Raw genomic sequence first — 15,568 nt, 5'->3', positions numbered from 1 at the left:
TGCACAGTGTGCATTCCTGATGCACGGACCTTGCGATTGCCCGGCTCGCGGCAATGCTGCACTGCACAAAGGTCGTTCGCGTGGTTCGGAAGTTTCTCTATGTCGTCGCTGCCCTCGTCGTGCTCGCGATAGCCGCCGCCTTTATCTACCGGGTATGGGGCGTCGACCTGATCCGACGCTATATGACGCCGAGCGTCGCTTTCGAGAGTCAACCGGGGCTGTCGACCGATGCCTATGCAGCGCAGGGCATGTGGCTCGCGCGGCCAGACATCGCGGGCAACCCGGCGCTCTGGGTGCCGGCCGGCCAGCAGGTCGCCGATGGTGGGGCGGCGGTCTTCTTCATTCACCCGACCAGCTATCTCGCGACCGATCACTGGAACGCGCCGCTCGACAATGGCGAGGCGAACGATCGCGCAGCCCTGTTCCTGCGCGGCCAGGCGAGCGCCTTCAATGCGAGCGGGCAGGTGTGGGCGCCGCGCTATCGCCAGGCGGCGTTCGGCGCGTTTCTGACGACGCGGGTCGATGCCGAACGCGCGCTCGACCTGGCCTATCGCGATGTCGCCCAGGCGTTCGACGCGTTCCTGTCAGCCAATCCCGACCGGCCGATCATTCTGGCGGGACATAGTCAGGGTGGGCTTCATCTGACGCGGCTGTTGCGCGAGCGAGTCGCGGGCACGTCGCTCGTCCGGCGCGTCGTCGCGGCCTATGTCGTGGGCTGGCCCGTCTCGCGCACTACAGACCTTACCGCGCTCGGCCTGCCCGAATGCGCGCAGGCCGACCAGGCCGGGTGCCTGTTGTCGTGGCAGACCTTTGCCGCACCCGCCGATGCCTCGCTGATCTTTGATACCTTCGATGCCACGACCGGCTTCAACGGCCAGTCGCGGCGCGGCACGCCGATGGTGTGCACCAACCCGCTGACCGGCACGTCCAACGGCACCGCGCCGGCGAGTGCGAACCTCGGCAGTCTGTTCCCCAACGCCGACCTGAGTTCGGCGACGCTGGAGCCTGGCCGGGCCCCGGCAGCCTGCGAAGGCCGCGGGCTGCTGATGATCGGCGAAGGGCCAGACGTCGGCCCCTATGTCCTGCCGGGCAACAATTACCACGTGTACGACTACAGCCTGTTCTGGGCGAACGTTCGCGCCGACGCAGCCCGACGCCTGGCGGCGTTTCGAAAGCGCTGAGCCGTGATCACTACCGTCACCGCCGACTTTCGTGCCGCCCTGCCCTCGGGCGGCCGCCTGCTGGGGCTCGACGTCGGCACCAAGACGATCGGCACCGCGCTGTGCGACGCGGGCTGGAGCTTCGCCTCCCCCGCCCCGCTCGTCCGCCGCACGAAGTTCACCGCCGACAAGGTGGTCCTCGCCGCGATGCTCAAGCCGCAGTCGGTCAAGGGTGTGGTCGTCGGGCTGCCGCTCAACCTTGACGGCACCGATTCGCCGCGCACCCAGTCGACCCGCGCCTTCGCGCGCAACCTGGCCGACTGGGACCTGCCGATCCTGCTATGGGACGAACGCTGGTCGACCGTTGCGGTCGAACGCGTGATGATCGAACAGGACCTGAGCCGCGCCAAACGCGCCGAACGCGTGGATTCGCTCGCCGCCGCCCACATCTTGCAGGCGGCGATCGATGCTCTCGTAAACGCCTAGGGTCTGTACGCGATCAGGACGGGGTCGTGATCGAGCAAAGACTCCAGATCAATTGTCCTGGATGGTCAGCGCGCGAAGTTGAGCGCGCGACATCGGCGCGTCGAAGCGACAGGCGAGCACGCCCGCGCGGTTCCAGACGACTTGCGCGCCGACCGGCGCCGCGCCGTCCAGGCTGAGCTCGATCGCACCGCCGATCGACGGATCGACCGGCATCACGACGCGGCAGCCATAGGCGGAGATTTCCATCAATTCACCCGCGACCGATGCCGCGTCGGCCGTGCTGACCTGCGCCGTGCGCCGTCGTACCACTGCCCGTTCAGCCGTCACCGGCCGATATGCCGTTGCCATTCCCGCCCTCGCTTAAAAACGCACGACTCGCCCTTCCCCTGTCCTTTCGCGTTTCCATGACGGCAGTGACCAGACAACGCCCGTGCGACGAGTCGGTGTTCTTTGGCGATTGCTCCCCGGCGGCGGTCGCATTAGGCAGCCACTTTAATGTCGAAGCCGCTGCATCATCGCCACGCCTACCCCGACGGGCGGGCCGCCTTTCCGCACCGCGACCTGACCGGAATCGCCGGATTGCAGCCGCACGAGATCCTGTTCCTGCTCGATGAGGCCGAAGGTTGGATCGAGGCGAACCGGACGCGCGCGAAGGGCGACGGAAGGCTTGCGGGGATCACCCAGATCAACGCCTTCTTCGAGAATTCGACGCGCACGCTGCTGAGCTTCGAGATCGCGGGGAAGCGCCTGGGCGCCGACGTCGTCAACATGCATGCCGCACAATCGAGCGTGAAGAAGGGCGAGACGCTGATCGACACAGCCGTCACGCTGAATGCGATGCGCGCCGACGTGATCGTCATCCGGCATATGTCGAGCGGCGCCGTGCGGCTGATCGCGGAAAAGGTCGATTGTCCGGTGCTGAACGCCGGTGACGGCCGCCACGAACATCCGACCCAGGCCCTGCTCGATGCGCTGACCATTCGCCGCCGCCGCGGGTCGGTCGAGGGACAGCGGGTCGTGATCTGCGGCGACGTGCTGCATAGCCGCGTCGCGCGATCGAACATCCTGGCGCTGACCGCGCTCGCAGCGGAGGTTCGCGTGTGCGCCCCCTCCACGTTGATGCCCCCGGCCATCGAGGAGTTCGGCGTGACCGCCTTCACCGATTTCGATGCCGCGATCGAGGGTGCGGACGTCGTCATGATGTTGCGCGTCCAGAACGAACGCATGTCGGGCGGCTTCATCCCGTCGACCCGCGAATATCACCTCCGCTACGGCCTGTCCGCCGAGCGGCTGGCGCGGGCGAAGGACGATGCGCTGGTCATGCACCCGGGGCCGATGAACCGCGGGGTCGAGATCACGTCGGACGTGGCCGACCACCCCACCCGCTCCGCGATCACCGAACAGGTCGAAATGGGAGTCGCCGTCCGAATGGCGTGCCTGGACGTGCTGACCCGCCACTCGCGCGGCGTGGAGGGCTGGGCATGAGCGCGCTTCGCTTCATCAATGCGCGGATCGTGTGCCCGGTCGGCGGCATTCGCGAGGGCGAGCTGCTGGTCGATGGCGAGCAGATCGTCGACGTGCTGTCAGGCGAGGCGGAGACGATCGACTGCCGCGGCAAGACGCTCGCGCCGGCGATCATCGACGTCGCCGCGTTCAAGGCCGACAAGACCGCATGTCGCCGCGGGGGCATCGCGCGGGTCGCGTTGATGCCCGACCAGTCGCCGGTGCTCGACGACCCCGGCATCGTCCGTCGCGCCGCGACGATGGGCAAGCCGGAGCTGTGGATCCACCCCCTCGCCGCTGCGACCCAAGGGCTTGCGGGCAAGGACCTCGCCGAAATGGCGATCATGGCCGGCGCCGGCGCGCGCGCGGTCGCGACGGGGCGGCGGTGGATCGCCGACTCGGGGTTGATGCGTAAGCTGCTGGCCTATGCACGGGACTGCGGGCTGACGGTCATTTCCCATGCCGAGGATGCCGGACTGACCGGCGATGCGGTGGCGACCGACGGGTTGACCGCGACGCTGCTGGGCCTGCCCTCCGCCCCGGCGGTTGCCGAGGCTTTGGCCGTCGCGCGCGACCTGATGCTGGCGGAGGACACCGGGGCACGACTGCATATCCGCCAGGTCACGACCGCAGCGGCGATCGACCTGATCCGCGCGGCCAAGCGCCGGGGCGTGGCCGTGACGTGCGGCATCACGCCGGCGCATCTGTTGCTGAGCGATATCGCGGCGAACGATTTCCGTACCTTCGCCCACCTTTCCCCGCCGCTCCGGTGCGAGACCGACCGGCAGGCCTGCGTCGCGGCGGTGCGCGACGGCACGATCGACGTGATCGGATCGGGCCACGACCCGCGCGGGCCCGAGGAAAAGCGGCTGCCCTTCGCCGATTCGGCGTCGGGTGCGGCGGGTGCGACAACGCTGCTCGCGCTCGCGCTGAGGATGGAGGTGCCGCACGATCGGCTGTTCGCCCTGCTCGCGGCGAACCCAGCGACGGTACTCGGGCTCGACGGCGGGACGCTGGAGCCGGGCAAGCCAGCCGACCTGATCCTCATCGATCCCGACGCGCCGTGGCAGATTACGGAAGCGCGGGACGGCAATACGCCCTTCGACGGCCTGCCGGTTCAGGGCAAGGTGCTGCGGCTGTTCAAGGGTGGCAAGGAAATCCTCGCCTGACCCTTCAAGAAACGTCACCCCGCGAAGACGGGGATCAATTCTGGCTGACCGACGTGAGATTCATGAAGGCCAGCCAGAATCAATTCCCGCCTTCGCGGGAATGACGGAAGACAAGGGCGAAATAGCCCTCAGCGCATCGCCAGCTGGACGCCCGCCTTCGTCGGCTTCACCCACGCGGCAACCGCGTCCCCGGCGCCCGCGCGTACGAAGCAGCGACCGCCACCGGCACGAACCTTGCGGCACAGCGCATCCGCATCGCCGCGAGCGAAGCCGCCCACCGCGAGCCGGTAGAAAGTCTGCCCGCCGCTCGCGATCTTCGCGCCGGTTGGCGTGTGCGCCCCCAGTGCCGCAATGCGATGCGACAGGCGACCCCACGCATCCTTGGCCACGCCGGCATTCTCGAAGGCGCCGAGCTGGACGTAGAAATTGCCCTTCGCCGGAGTCCAGGCGACCAGTGGCTTGGTTGCCACGGCCGGCGCAAGCGGCGCCGTGATCGCAGCGACAGCGACTCGCGTGGTCGGCACCTTCAAGGGCGCCTTGACGGGCAGGGCCTGCACGATTTCCCGTCGCGGCGCGAACGTGACCGGTGCAGCGCCGATGTTGGCGACGTCGGCCTTGCCCACGGCGGGCGCCGCTACCGGTGCGACCTCGGCGACCTGCGGAGCGGCCTCCATAGCCTGCGAATGCGGCAGGCTTTCGGCTGCCGGCACCGCCTGGGCGACAGCGACCATATTCGGCGAGGTGGTGGTCAGCGCGAGGCGCGTCGGCTGGCCGGCATCCTCGACCGGCACCACGCCCAGCAGCGCAGCGACCTGATCGGCCGCCCCGCTGGGCGTTGCGAAGGCCGCCCACTGGGCCATGCGCTGGTCGACGTCCGCCGGCGACATGTCGAAGGACGCCACCGCCTTCGCCTCGTTCCAGCGGCCCGCCAGCGCGAGGCTGAGGGCGAGGTTCTGGCGCGTCTTGGCATCGGCGTCGGGCGCGCGCGCGGCCTGGGTCAGAACGCTGACCGCCGTGCCCGGATCGCCGGCCAGGGCGAAGGCGAGCCCGCGGTCCTTGGCCGGAATGCCGTCATGCGTGGTCAACGTCTCGCGCGCGGCATCCCACTGGCCGGTCGCGATCTGCGCCAGTGCCAGATGCAGCGCGGCTGTGCCATCGCCGGGGCTGAGCGCCAGCGCATCGGTCAGTGCCGAAACTGCGGACGGGAACCGCCCAGCAGCCAGATAGGCTTGGCCCAGCAGGGTGCGATAGCCGGCATTGCGCGGATCGAGCGCCACTGCGGCCTCGGCCTTGGCGATCGCCTTGTCGGTATGGCGCTTGTCGAGCGCCTTGCGGGCGGTCTTCGCTTCGGATGCGGCGCGAGCAGGATTGCCCGTGTCGATCGAGGCAGTGGCGGCGATGCCGCCGGCGAGCGTCACGCTCGTCAGCAGCGCCGCAGCGATCAGGTTACGCTTGGTCATGACTTCCCCCTTGAAGCCGTATCGACGGTCAGGTGCTGCGCGAGGCCATCGACCTCGGGCAGGGTAGCGAGAAAGGCGTCGAGCGCCTCGACGACGAGCGCCTGGGCCGAACGGTTGCGGCTGGCCGAGGCCAGACGCAGGCGCAGGTGGCGATCGGGATCGAGGCGCAGCGTGAACGCCGCTTTGCCCTTGGCCGGCACTGCCGCGGCCTTCGGCGCCGGCACAGTGACGGCCGGCGTCTCGATTTCCTCGCGCAGGCTTTCACGTTCGACGAGCACCGGCGGCACCGTCGTCACCGGCGGCGCGACAGGCGCTGCGGCCGGCGTGATCACCACGACGGGCGCCGGCTCGACCGCCTCTCCGCCCATGTCGTTCCAGCCGAGGTCGTCGAGCGTCGCTGCAGGGCCGTGAAAGCCCTGGGGACGCATCGCCGGTCGTGCCTGACCCTTTCGTGCCAGCAGGCCCGAGGACAGCGACGCAGCAGGTTTGATCGATCCGAACATCGCGCTCCCCATCAGCTGACCACGCGGCGGCCGAAGCCGGCAGCGGGGCGTGTGGCGGCGAAGCCCACGGTGTTCGGCGCGGCGAAGACCGTGCGGCGGAAATTCTTTTCCAGTCGGTCGGAAATATAGCCCCACAGCGCCGCGACCTCGGCCGCCGATTTACCGCGGGGGTCGATCTCCATGACGGTGCGGCCATCGATCATCGATCCCGCGAAATCGGTGCGGTGATGGATCGTCACCGGTGCCACGGTGCCGTGTTGCGACAGCGCGACCGCGGCCTCGCTGGTGATGCGTGCCTTGGGCGTCGCGGCGTTGACCACGAAGATCAACGGCTTGCCGGCACGGTCGCACAGGTCGACGGTGGCGCCGACCGCACGCAGATCGTGCGGGCTCGGGCGCGTCGGGATGACGATCAGCTCGGCCACCGCGATCACGCTCTGGATCGCCATGGTGATCGCCGGCGGCGTATCGATGACGGCCAGCTTGAAGCCCTGCTGGCGCAGTACCTCAAGGTCGGCTGCCAGCCGCGCGACGGTCGTCTGGGCGAAAGCGGGAAACTCCGTCTCGCGCTCGTTCCACCAGTCGCTCAGCGAGCCTTGCGGATCGATATCGATCAGCACGACCGGCCCGGCCCCCGCCAGTTGTGCCTGCACGGCCAGGTGCCCGGACAAGGTCGTCTTGCCGGATCCGCCCTTCTGCGATGCCATCGCCAATACGCGCATTGCCACCCTTTGCGTGTTGTTACGCTGCCGGAGATGGCACGGGTGGCGTCAAGATTGGGTTAAGACGCGGGACCACGCCGGCTTGCGTGAGCAAGGCGGCGAGAGGCCACGTCGGGCGGCGGTGCCGCGCAGCGGCTCCGTCCGACGGGCGTGGCACCAATTCCGGCACAAGGTTTACAGCGCGCTCACCTTTTCTTTGCGATTCCACGCGTAATGCGCGTTACATGGCGACAAAGTGGAGCGTAGCGATGGCGAAGAAGCGGTTTGGCACGGCGATGGTTCTGGGCGTTGCGGCAGCGCTGGCAACGGTCGTGCTGCTGCCCAGCCCCGCGTCCGCCGATGTGAAGGCCGGAGTCGATGCCTGGGCACGCGGCGATTACAAGAAAGCCATCGACGAATGGCGCCCGCTGGCGATCGCGGGCGATGCCGATGCGCAATTCAACCTGGGCCAGGCCTATAAGCTCGGCCGCGGGGTGCCGATCGATCTTGCCATGGCGGAGGAATGGTATCGCAAGGCCGCGGTGCAGGGGCATCCGCAGGCGTCCGACAATTATGGTCTGGCGCTGTTCCAGAACAATCGCCGCGACCAGGCGCTGCCGTGGCTGGAAAAGTCCGCCGCCCGGGGCGAGCCGCGCGCGCAATATGTCCTCGGCACGATGTTCTTCAACGCCGATGTGGTGCAGCGCGACTGGGTGAAGGCCTATGCGCTGATGACCCGCGCCAATGCTGCCGGCCTGCCGCAGGCGGCGACGACGCTGGCACAGATGGACCGCTATATCTCGGCCAGTGATCGCCAGAAGGGCACCGAACTTGCCCGCCGGTACGAGGCGGAAGCGACCAATCCGTTGCCGACGACGACCACGCGCCTCGCCGCCAATACCCCGCGCCCCACCCGCACGCCGCCGGCACGCCGCCAGATCGAGACAACGGATGTCCCGCCGTCGCAGCCGGTGACGCCCGACGTGATCGATACGCGCCCGGCCCGCACGCCGCCCCCACCTGCCCCGCGCCCGGTCGCCCCCCGCCCCTCCGCCGAACCCAAGCCGGTCGCGAGCGGCGCATGGCGCGTCCAGCTCGGCGCCTTCCGCGACCCAGATGGCGCGCGCCGTTTGTGGAGCCAGGTTGCCAGCCGCTTCCCCGGCCGCCAGCCCTATTACGTCAGGGCGGGCGACCTGACCCGCTTGCTCGTCGGCCCCTATGCCAGCCAGGCAGAGGCTACGCGCGGCTGCGGCTCGGTCAAGCCCTGCGTGCCGAGCCGGTAACGTCGCCGGTGGTCTTCGACCTCGGCAAGGCGATGCGGAAGAAGGAGGAGTTCGAATCCGCGCGACTGCTCGACTTCGAATTCCGCCGCCGGGCGCGGGCGGCGCGAATGTTGGCGCGGGACCTCGGCCTGGACGAAAGCACGGTTTCCGGCATCGCCGCGATGCATGACGAAAATAGGATCCCCGCCTTGCTCGCCGAGATGGCCGGGCGACCGGTAGCGGATATGGTCACCGCCTATTCGGAGTGTCTGCGTCGAGCGCACGAGCAACTGATCGCTGAGCGCGGCGATCCGACGCCGTATCGGATGGGCTAGCCGCGAAACGCGAAATAGCGTGGGTAGCGTGCTTTCAGCACAGCCAGCACGCCGAAAAACGGCGCGAGTCCGGCGATGGACGCGACTTCGAAGCCAAGGCGGTCACCCAGCGCGTCGACCGCCGCGTACTGACAGGCTTTCCCAACCATCACACAGAACGAGACGAACAGGATGGCGTAGATCAGCCGGACGGTCGGTCGCCGCGCCATGCCGTCACCCACCGACCCACTCGGACCGCGCGATGCCCTGCGCCCACAGCAGCGCCGTCAGGTCGTTGTGGTCGATCCGCACGCCGGCCGCCGCCGCAACGATCGGCTTGGCGTGAAAGGCGATGCCCAGCCCGGCCACGCGAATCATCGCCAGGTCGTTGGCGCCATCGCCCACCGCCAACGCCTGCGCCGCGGTGAGGCCGCGGTCGGCCAACGCGCGTTCGAGTTCGGCCTGTTTGGTGCCGGAATCGACGATCGGCTTGGTCACCGTGCCGTCGAGCGCCCCATCGGCGACCACCAGCTGATTGGCAACCACGCGGTCGAAACCGATCTCCTTGCCCACAGGCTCGGCAAAGCGGGTGAAGCCGCCCGAGACGAGGACGCTGTACGCGCCCAGCGCCTTCATCGTGCGTACCAGCGTCTTCGCGCCCGGCATCAGCGTGACCCGCTCCGCCAGACAGCGGTCGATCGCGCCTTCGTCCAAACCCTTGAGCAGCGCGACGCGTGCGTCGAGCGCGCCGGCGAAGTCGAGTTCCCCCCGCATCGCGCGCTCGGTGATCTCGGCGATCTCGGCCTTGATGCCGGCATAGTCGGCGAGCTCATCGATGCACTCGACCGTGATCATCGTCGAATCCATATCGGCGACGATCAGCGCCTTGCGACGGCCCTCGCCCGGCTGGACCGCGACGTCGGTGCCAGGGAAGGCGCCTTCAAGCGCCGCACGGGCCGCGTCGGGCGCCAAGGCGAAGGCAATGTCCGCCGCATCCCCTTCGTCCAGCCAGCTCCAGGCGGCCGGTGCGCACCCGGCGGCATCGAGGCGATCCTGCGCGGCGGAAATGTCGCCGGCGGCGAGAATGCCGGGAGCGATCAGCGTGGCCGTGAACATCGCGACTCCAAATAGTGCCCAACCCGTTCGCCCTGATCTTGTCGAAGGGCCGCTCTTCTTCTTTACGAGGCAGATGAAAAGAAGAACGGTGCTTCGACAGGCTCAGCACGAACGGCGGCTGGGATGTCGGTGAAACCCAAGGTCGCGCTCATCGCAGGGCCGACGGCCAGCGGCAAGTCCGCACTGGCGCTCGCGCTCGCCGAAGCGCACGGCGGCACGGTGATCAACGCCGATGCCAGCCAGGTCTATGCCGACCTGCGCATCCTCTCAGCCCGCCCCAGCGTCGCGGAGGAAGCCCGCGCCCCGCACCGGCTGTTCGGCCATGTTGACGGCGCCGATACCGGCTATTCCGCCGCGCGCTGGGCAGTCGAGGCGACGGCGGCGATCGATGCCGTGCATGCAACCGGCGGCCTGCCGATCCTGGTCGGTGGAACGGGGCTCTATCTGCGCACGCTGATCGACGGCATCGCGCCGGTACCGGACATCGATCCCCTGGTCCGCGCCGAGGTGCGTGACGCATCGGTGGCGAGCAATCATGCGCGCCTGGTCGAGCACGACCCCGCAGCCGCCGCCCGCCTCAACCCCGCCGACACGACCCGCGTCGCCCGCGCGCTGGAGGTCGTGCTGTCGACCGGCCGCCCACTGGCTGGGTGGCAGGCGCAGCGCTCCAGAGGGATCGGCGAACGCATCGACCTGACGGCCACCATCCTGCTCCCCCCGCGCGATTGGTTGATGGCACGGTGCGATGCGCGACTGGCGACGATGTTCGATACCGGCGGTGTGGCGGAAGTCGCCGCGCTGCTGGAGCGGGACGACGTGGCGCCAGGCTCGCCCGTCCGCCGGGCGATCGGCGTACCGGACATCGCCGATTGGCTGTGCGGAAACCTGACCCGCGACGAGGCACTTGCCCGGGCATCTGCAGCGACCCGTCAGTACGCGAAGCGTCAATACACCTGGTTTCGAAACCAACCGCCGGATGACTGGCAACGCACCGAAGCGACAGAAACGGCCGATCTTTTCCGTGGTTTTGAAATAAGATTACGCCGTTAATGCTTGACGCATCATTTTCGTGTCGGTAGCAGCCGCGACGTCCGCATGATATTGCGACTGCGAACGTGCAATCAGGAATTTGACCGTGACCGAACTGAGTGGAGCGACCATCCTCGTCCAGGCGCTGACCGACCTCGGCGTCGAGGTCGTGTTCGGCTATCCCGGCGGCGCGGTGCTTCCGATCTACGACGCGCTGTTCCAGCAATCGAAGATCCGGCATATTCTGGTCCGGCACGAACAGGCGGCGACGCACGCCGCGGAGGGCTATGCCCGCGCGACCGGCAAGCCGGGCGTCGTGCTTGTCACCTCCGGCCCCGGCGCGACCAATGCCGTCACCGGTATCACCGACGCGCTGCTCGATTCGATTCCGATGGTCGTCATCACCGGGCAGGTCCCGACCGGCCTGATCGGCACCGACGCGTTCCAGGAGGCCGACACCGTTGGCATTACGCGTCACTGCACCAAGCATAATTATCTGGTGAAGGACCCTGCAAAGCTGGGCGGGGTCGTCCATGAGGCGTTCCATATCGCGACCTCCGGGCGTCCGGGGCCGGTCGTCATCGACATTCCGAAGGACGTTCAGGTCGCAACCGCACGATACGACGCGCCGGGTCCGATCCAGCACAAGACGTATCGCCCGCAGATCGCCCCCGACATGGCCGCGATCGAGCAGGCGGTCGATATGCTCGCCGCCGCCGAACGTCCGGTGTTCTACACCGGCGGCGGCGTCATCAATGCGGGCCCAGAGGCGTCGCGGCTGCTGCGCGAACTGGTTGCAATCACCGGCGCGCCGGTCACCTCCACGCTGATGGGCCTGGGCGCGTTCCCGGCGTCGGACCCGAGGTGGCTGGGCATGCTCGGCATGCACGGCACCTACGAAGCCAATTATGCGATGAACAAGGCCGACCTGATCATCGCGGTCGGTGCGCGGTTCGACGACCGTGTGACGGGGCGGCTCGATGCTTTCAGCCCGAACAGCCGGAAGGTGCACATCGATATCGACCGGTCGAGCGTGAACAAGACGGTGCGCATCGACCTGCCAATCATCGCCGACGCCCGCGCCGCGCTCGCCGCGATGCTGGAGGTGTGGGTCAAGCGCGAGCATCCCAAGCCCGACCTCACCGAATGGTGGAGCCGGATCGAGGGCTGGCGCCAGACCCGCTGCCTCGACTTCCCCGAAGGCGACGGCACGGAGATCATGCCGCAGCGGGCGATCCGGGCGCTGTACGAGGCGACCAAGCATCGCGCTCCGATCGTGTCGACCGAGGTCGGCCAGCACCAGATGTGGGCCGCCCAGCATTTCGGCTTCGAAGGGCCGAACAAGTGGCTGACCAGCGGCGGTCTCGGTACGATGGGCTACGGCCTGCCTGCCGCGATCGGCGCGCAGCTGGGGCATCCGGATGCGCTGTGCATCGATATCGCCGGTGAGGCGTCGATCCAGATGAACATCCAGGAGCTGGCGACCGCGACCCAGTATCGCTTGCCGGTCAAGATCTTCATCCTGAACAACGAATATATGGGCATGGTCCGCCAATGGCAGGAGCTGACGTACCAGTCGCGCTATGCCGAAAGCTATTCGGACGCGCTGCCCGATTTCGTGAAGCTGGCCGAGGCGTACGGCTGGAAAGGCATCCGGATCGAAAAACTCGACGAGCTGGACGACGGCATTGCCGCGATGCTCGACCATGACGGCCCGGTGATGGTCGACTGCCGTGTCGCGAAACTCGCCAACTGCTTCCCGATGATCCCGTCGGGGGCGGCGCATACCGAGATGATGCTTCAGGCAGCGGAGGTCTCGGGCGAGATGGACGACGAGGCGAAGGCCTTGGTTTGAATGTACGCTCCTCCCCGGCACGGGGAGGGGAACCATGCGGAGCATGGTGGAGGGGGAGTGCGGCAGGCGGAGCCCTTTGTGGCGCTCCCCCGCCACCGCCTTGGCGGTCCCCCTCCCCGTCCCGGGGAGGAATTAGGTTGCACATCAAATCCGAAACCACCGAACGCCACACGCTGGCGGTCATCGTCGACAACGAACCCGGTATCCTCGCGCGGATCGCCGGGCTGTTCACCGCACGCGGCTATAATATCGAGAGCCTGACGGTGTCCGAAGTGACCGAGGACAAGGCCGTCAGCCGGATCACCATCGTGACCTCGGCGAGCGCGCATGTGCTCGAACAGATCGTGGCGCAGCTCGACCGACTCGTCCCCGTCCACAAGGTCCGCGATCTGACCGCGGAGGGGCAGCATGTCGAACGCGAACTGGCGCTGGTGAAGGTCGCAGGCTCGGGCGATCACCGCATCGAGGCGCTGCGCCTGGCCGACGTGTACCGCGCGCGGGTGGTCGATGCGACGACCTCTAGCTTCGTCTTCGAGGTCACCGGCGGACGCGAGAAGATCGACAAGTTCGTCGAGCTGATGGCCGAAGTCGGCCTGGTCGAAGTCGCCCGCACCGGTATCGTCGCCATCGCGCGGGGCCGCGAGGGGGCGTAGAATTCAACCCTCTCCCTGTGGGAGAGGGAGGGGCCCGCCGGCATAGCCGGTGGGAGGGTGAGGGCAGCCGCCCGCCATGCCCCACACCACCCTCACCAACTCCGGCTAGACGGCACAGCCGCCAAGCCTTCGTATCCTCTCCCGCTGGGAGAGGGAGCAAAAGGGACCAACCAATGCGTGTCTATTATGATCGCGACGCCGATCTGAACCTGATCTCGAACAAGAAGATCGCCATCCTGGGCTACGGCAGCCAGGGCCATGCCCACGCGCAGAACCTGCGCGATTCGGGCGTGAAGGAGGTCGCGATCGCGCTGCGCGACGGCTCGGCCACCGCGAAGAAGGCCGAAGGCGCCGGCTTCACGGTCATGAACAACAAGGACGCCGCCGCCTGGGCCGACATTCTGATGATCCTGGCGCCCGACGAACATCAGGCCGCGATCTACGCCGAGGATCTGCACGCCAATCTGAAGCCGGGCAGCACGATCGCCTTCGCCCACGGCCTGAACGTCCATTTCGGCCTGATCGAGCCGCGCGACGACATCGACGTCATCATGATCGCGCCGAAGGGCCCGGGCCACACGGTGCGCAGCGAATATGTCCGTGGCGGCGGCGTGCCCTGCCTAGTCGCGATCCATCAGGACAAGTCGGGCAACGCCCACGACATCGCGCTCGCCTATGCCAGCGGCGTCGGCGGCGGCCGATCGGGCATCATCGAGACGAACTTCCGCGAGGAATGCGAAACCGACCTGTTCGGCGAGCAGGCGGTTCTCTGCGGCGGCATCACGCACCTGATCCAGGCCGGGTTCGAGACGCTGGTCGAGGCCGGCTACGCGCCCGAAATGGCCTATTTCGAGTGCCTTCACGAAACCAAGCTGATCGTTGACCTTCTGTATGAGGGCGGCATCGCCAACATGCGCTATTCGATCAGCAACACCGCCGAATATGGCGACATCGTCACCGGTCCGCGGATCATCACCGATGAGACGAAGAAGGAAATGAAGCGCGTGCTGGCCGATATCCAGTCGGGCCGCTTCGTGAAAAACTTCGTGCTCGACAACCGCGCGGGCCAGCCGGAACTCAAGGCTGCGCGCAAGCTGGCCGAGGCGCATCCGATCGAGAAGACCGGCGCCGAACTCCGCGCGATGATGCCGTGGATCTCGGCCAACCAGCTGGTGGACAAGGCGAAGAACTGACGTTCATCCCGTTCATGCTGAGCTTGTCGAAGCACCGTACGTCGTACCGCGAGCGCATCGCGGGCCTATCGGAGTACGGTCCTTCGGCCAGGGTCCCATCGAGGTAGCACTTCGATGGGTGCCCAGCAGGCTCAGGGCGAACGGATGACATAGGCAACCAATTGCCGTCCCCCGCCCCTTACGCTAACCGCCGCCACAATGCCCGCGTCGTACCGTATCTCCGCCTACGACGCCCGTCCGCCGCTCCGGGAACGGCTCGCCGCTTCGGGCCTGTCACTCGGCATCATCGCTGCGCTGGTCCTCGCGCTGCTTTGGGCGACCACTGCACAGTTCGTCGACTTGGGCGACCGCGGCAATCCGCTGACGACGTTCGATGTGAACGCCCCCGACGCGCCCAAAAGCCCGACCAAGGCACAGGCGCAGCCGCGACCGCAGCAGCCAAAGGCGGAAACCACCCCGCCCCCGCCCGCCAAGAGCACGCCGCAGCCGCCGACCCCGCCGCTGCCCGTCCCCGTTCCGCGTCCGCCGGACATGATCGTGCTGAGTCGCGACGATTTCGCCGCATCCGATATCGGTCGCCTCAAATCGAAAGCCGCGCCCGCCAGCGAGGGCCAGGCGTCGGCCAGCGCGGGCGGCGGCAAGCCCGTCTACGGCCCGAGCGAGGCGCCGGGCGGTCGGACGATGTACGCTGCCGACTGGTATCGCGAGCCGACCCGGGCGGAGATGGCGCCCTACATGCCGGCGACCGCGACCGAAGGCTGGGGCATCATCGCCTGCCAGACGGCGGAGCGCTACCGCGTCGAAAACTGCCGCGAACTCGGTCAATCGCCCGGATCGGGCATCGCCCGCGGCATGCGACAGGCGGCGTGGCAGTTCCTGGTCATCCCGCCGTCGATCGACGGCAAGCCGCAGATCGGGGCGTGGGTGCGCATCCGCTACGACATCATCCGCGGCGTGGTGAAATAAGTCAGCGGGACCGTGGTCGCAGCTGCGGCACAGGTCGGCGCGATGGAGACCGATCACCCTCCGCCGGGCGCGCCCCCGCGACTGAGCCGGATCACGATGCGTCGGAACCCACGGCCAGAACCGTTTCGCAAACGCTGCGTTTCGCAATCGGGGTTTGACGGACCCACCCGCACTCCGTCACTCTCGCGCGCAGCCAAC

General features: G+C 67.8%; 17 protein-coding genes. 11 read left to right on the top strand and 6 right to left on the bottom strand.

All coding sequences use genetic code 11. The annotated features are described in order from the left end of the window. Positions 1-80: 80 nt before the first annotated feature. Both JW805_06050 and ruvX read left to right on the top strand, forming a co-directional pair. Positions 81-1,181 carry a DUF3089 domain-containing protein gene (locus JW805_06050; protein ID MBN2971578.1) on the top strand — a complete coding sequence of 367 codons (1,101 nt, stop codon included), beginning with the start codon at positions 81-83 and terminating at the stop codon, positions 1,179-1,181. Positions 1,182-1,184: 3 nt separating this feature from the next. Next, positions 1,185-1,646, top strand: a complete 462-nt coding sequence (gene ruvX, locus JW805_06045; protein ID MBN2971577.1) for a Holliday junction resolvase RuvX — start codon at positions 1,185-1,187, stop codon at positions 1,644-1,646. Between the two features lie 48 nt (positions 1,647-1,694). Here ruvX and JW805_06040 read toward each other — a convergent pair whose 3' ends face one another. Further along, positions 1,695-1,994, bottom strand: a complete 300-nt coding sequence (locus tag JW805_06040; protein ID MBN2971576.1) for a PilZ domain-containing protein — start codon at positions 1,992-1,994, stop codon at positions 1,695-1,697. Between the two features lie 147 nt (positions 1,995-2,141). Between JW805_06040 and JW805_06035 the strand changes: the two genes are divergently transcribed. Together JW805_06035 and JW805_06030 are read left to right on the top strand one after the other, a co-directional pair. Beyond that, positions 2,142-3,131, top strand: coding sequence for an aspartate carbamoyltransferase catalytic subunit (locus tag JW805_06035; GenBank protein MBN2971575.1), 990 nt, complete (start codon positions 2,142-2,144; stop codon positions 3,129-3,131). Next, a complete protein-coding gene (locus JW805_06030; protein MBN2971574.1) occupies positions 3,128-4,318 on the top strand; it encodes an amidohydrolase family protein in 1,191 nt (396 codons plus the stop codon). The genes JW805_06035 and JW805_06030 overlap by 4 nt, the downstream gene beginning before the upstream one ends. Before the next feature lie 128 nt (positions 4,319-4,446). Here JW805_06030 and JW805_06025 read toward each other — a convergent pair whose 3' ends face one another. Genes JW805_06025 through JW805_06015 form a run of 3 tightly spaced genes read right to left on the bottom strand, consistent with a single transcriptional unit; the run spans position 4,447 to position 7,003 of the window. After that, on the bottom strand, positions 4,447-5,778 hold the full coding sequence (locus tag JW805_06025) for a tetratricopeptide repeat protein (GenBank protein ID MBN2971573.1): 1,332 nt from the start codon (positions 5,776-5,778) through the stop codon (positions 4,447-4,449). Further along, a complete protein-coding gene (locus JW805_06020; protein ID MBN2971572.1) occupies positions 5,775-6,281 on the bottom strand; it encodes a hypothetical protein in 507 nt (168 codons plus the stop codon). Before JW805_06020 ends, JW805_06025 begins: the two co-directional genes overlap by 4 nt. Before the next feature lie 11 nt (positions 6,282-6,292). Further along, complete coding sequence (locus tag JW805_06015; protein MBN2971571.1) at positions 6,293-7,003, bottom strand: ParA family protein; 711 nt, start codon at positions 7,001-7,003, stop codon at positions 6,293-6,295. Positions 7,004-7,251: 248 nt separating this feature from the next. Here JW805_06015 and JW805_06010 point away from each other — a divergent pair, with 248 nt between their 5' ends. Both JW805_06010 and JW805_06005 read left to right on the top strand, forming a co-directional pair. Beyond that, complete coding sequence (locus tag JW805_06010) at positions 7,252-8,265, top strand: SPOR domain-containing protein (protein MBN2971570.1); 1,014 nt, start codon at positions 7,252-7,254, stop codon at positions 8,263-8,265. An 8-nt stretch (positions 8,266-8,273) separates the two neighbouring features. After that, the gene (locus JW805_06005; protein ID MBN2971569.1) at positions 8,274-8,579 is read left to right on the top strand and encodes a hypothetical protein; all 306 of its coding nucleotides are present in this window, start codon (positions 8,274-8,276) and stop codon (positions 8,577-8,579) included. Here the strand turns inward: JW805_06005 and JW805_06000 are convergent. Both JW805_06000 and serB read right to left on the bottom strand, forming a co-directional pair. Then, positions 8,576-8,800, bottom strand: coding sequence for a hypothetical protein (locus JW805_06000; GenBank protein ID MBN2971568.1), 225 nt, complete (start codon positions 8,798-8,800; stop codon positions 8,576-8,578). The genes JW805_06005 and JW805_06000 overlap by 4 nt on opposite strands. Further along, positions 8,793-9,674 carry a phosphoserine phosphatase SerB gene (serB, locus tag JW805_05995; protein ID MBN2971567.1) on the bottom strand — a complete coding sequence of 294 codons (882 nt, stop codon included), beginning with the start codon at positions 9,672-9,674 and terminating at the stop codon, positions 8,793-8,795. The genes JW805_06000 and serB overlap by 8 nt, the downstream gene beginning before the upstream one ends. A gap of 123 nt (positions 9,675-9,797) precedes the next feature. Between serB and miaA the strand changes: the two genes are divergently transcribed. From miaA to JW805_05970, 5 genes are all read left to right on the top strand, one after another. After that, positions 9,798-10,724, top strand: a complete 927-nt coding sequence (gene miaA, locus JW805_05990) for a tRNA (adenosine(37)-N6)-dimethylallyltransferase MiaA (GenBank protein ID MBN2971566.1) — start codon at positions 9,798-9,800, stop codon at positions 10,722-10,724. 79 nt (positions 10,725-10,803) lie between these two features. Next, positions 10,804-12,558, top strand: a complete 1,755-nt coding sequence (locus tag JW805_05985; GenBank protein MBN2971565.1) for an acetolactate synthase 3 large subunit — start codon at positions 10,804-10,806, stop codon at positions 12,556-12,558. A 137-nt stretch (positions 12,559-12,695) separates the two neighbouring features. Then, positions 12,696-13,211 (top strand): acetolactate synthase small subunit, encoded by a 516-nt coding sequence (gene ilvN, locus JW805_05980; protein ID MBN2971564.1) that lies wholly within the window; start codon positions 12,696-12,698, stop codon positions 13,209-13,211. Between the two features lie 173 nt (positions 13,212-13,384). Continuing rightward, the gene (gene ilvC / locus JW805_05975) at positions 13,385-14,404 is read left to right on the top strand and encodes a ketol-acid reductoisomerase (protein ID MBN2971563.1); all 1,020 of its coding nucleotides are present in this window, start codon (positions 13,385-13,387) and stop codon (positions 14,402-14,404) included. Between the two features lie 198 nt (positions 14,405-14,602). Continuing rightward, complete coding sequence (locus tag JW805_05970) at positions 14,603-15,370, top strand: hypothetical protein (protein ID MBN2971562.1); 768 nt, start codon at positions 14,603-14,605, stop codon at positions 15,368-15,370. Positions 15,371-15,568: the final 198 nt, after the last annotated feature.

The organism is Roseomonas aeriglobus (genome assembly GCA_016937575.1).
GTDB classification, from domain to species: Bacteria; Pseudomonadota; Alphaproteobacteria; order Sphingomonadales; family Sphingomonadaceae; genus Sphingomonas; species Sphingomonas aerigloba.
Note: the sequence above shows the minus strand (reverse complement) of the source record. Positions and strands in the feature narration are given on the sequence as shown.

What these genes read in the sequence shown, in the direction of transcription:
- JW805_06040 (MBN2971576.1), bottom strand. Translation starts at nt 1,994, where the DNA reads ATGGCAACGGCATATCGGCCGGTGACGGCTGAACGGGCAGTGGTACGA.
- JW805_06035 (MBN2971575.1), top strand. Translation starts at nt 2,142, where the DNA reads ATGTCGAAGCCGCTGCATCATCGCCACGCCTACCCCGACGGGCGGGCC.
- JW805_06030 (MBN2971574.1), top strand. Translation starts at nt 3,128, where the DNA reads ATGAGCGCGCTTCGCTTCATCAATGCGCGGATCGTGTGCCCGGTCGGC.
- JW805_06025 (MBN2971573.1), bottom strand. Translation starts at nt 5,778, where the DNA reads ATGACCAAGCGTAACCTGATCGCTGCGGCGCTGCTGACGAGCGTGACG.
- JW805_06020 (MBN2971572.1), bottom strand. Translation starts at nt 6,281, where the DNA reads ATGTTCGGATCGATCAAACCTGCTGCGTCGCTGTCCTCGGGCCTGCTG.
- JW805_06015 (MBN2971571.1), bottom strand. Translation starts at nt 7,003, where the DNA reads ATGCGCGTATTGGCGATGGCATCGCAGAAGGGCGGATCCGGCAAGACG.
- JW805_06010 (MBN2971570.1), top strand. Translation starts at nt 7,252, where the DNA reads ATGGCGAAGAAGCGGTTTGGCACGGCGATGGTTCTGGGCGTTGCGGCA.
- serB (MBN2971567.1), bottom strand. Translation starts at nt 9,674, where the DNA reads ATGTTCACGGCCACGCTGATCGCTCCCGGCATTCTCGCCGCCGGCGAC.
- miaA (MBN2971566.1), top strand. Translation starts at nt 9,798, where the DNA reads ATGTCGGTGAAACCCAAGGTCGCGCTCATCGCAGGGCCGACGGCCAGC.
- ilvC (MBN2971563.1), top strand. Translation starts at nt 13,385, where the DNA reads ATGCGTGTCTATTATGATCGCGACGCCGATCTGAACCTGATCTCGAAC.
- JW805_05970 (MBN2971562.1), top strand. Translation starts at nt 14,603, where the DNA reads ATGCCCGCGTCGTACCGTATCTCCGCCTACGACGCCCGTCCGCCGCTC.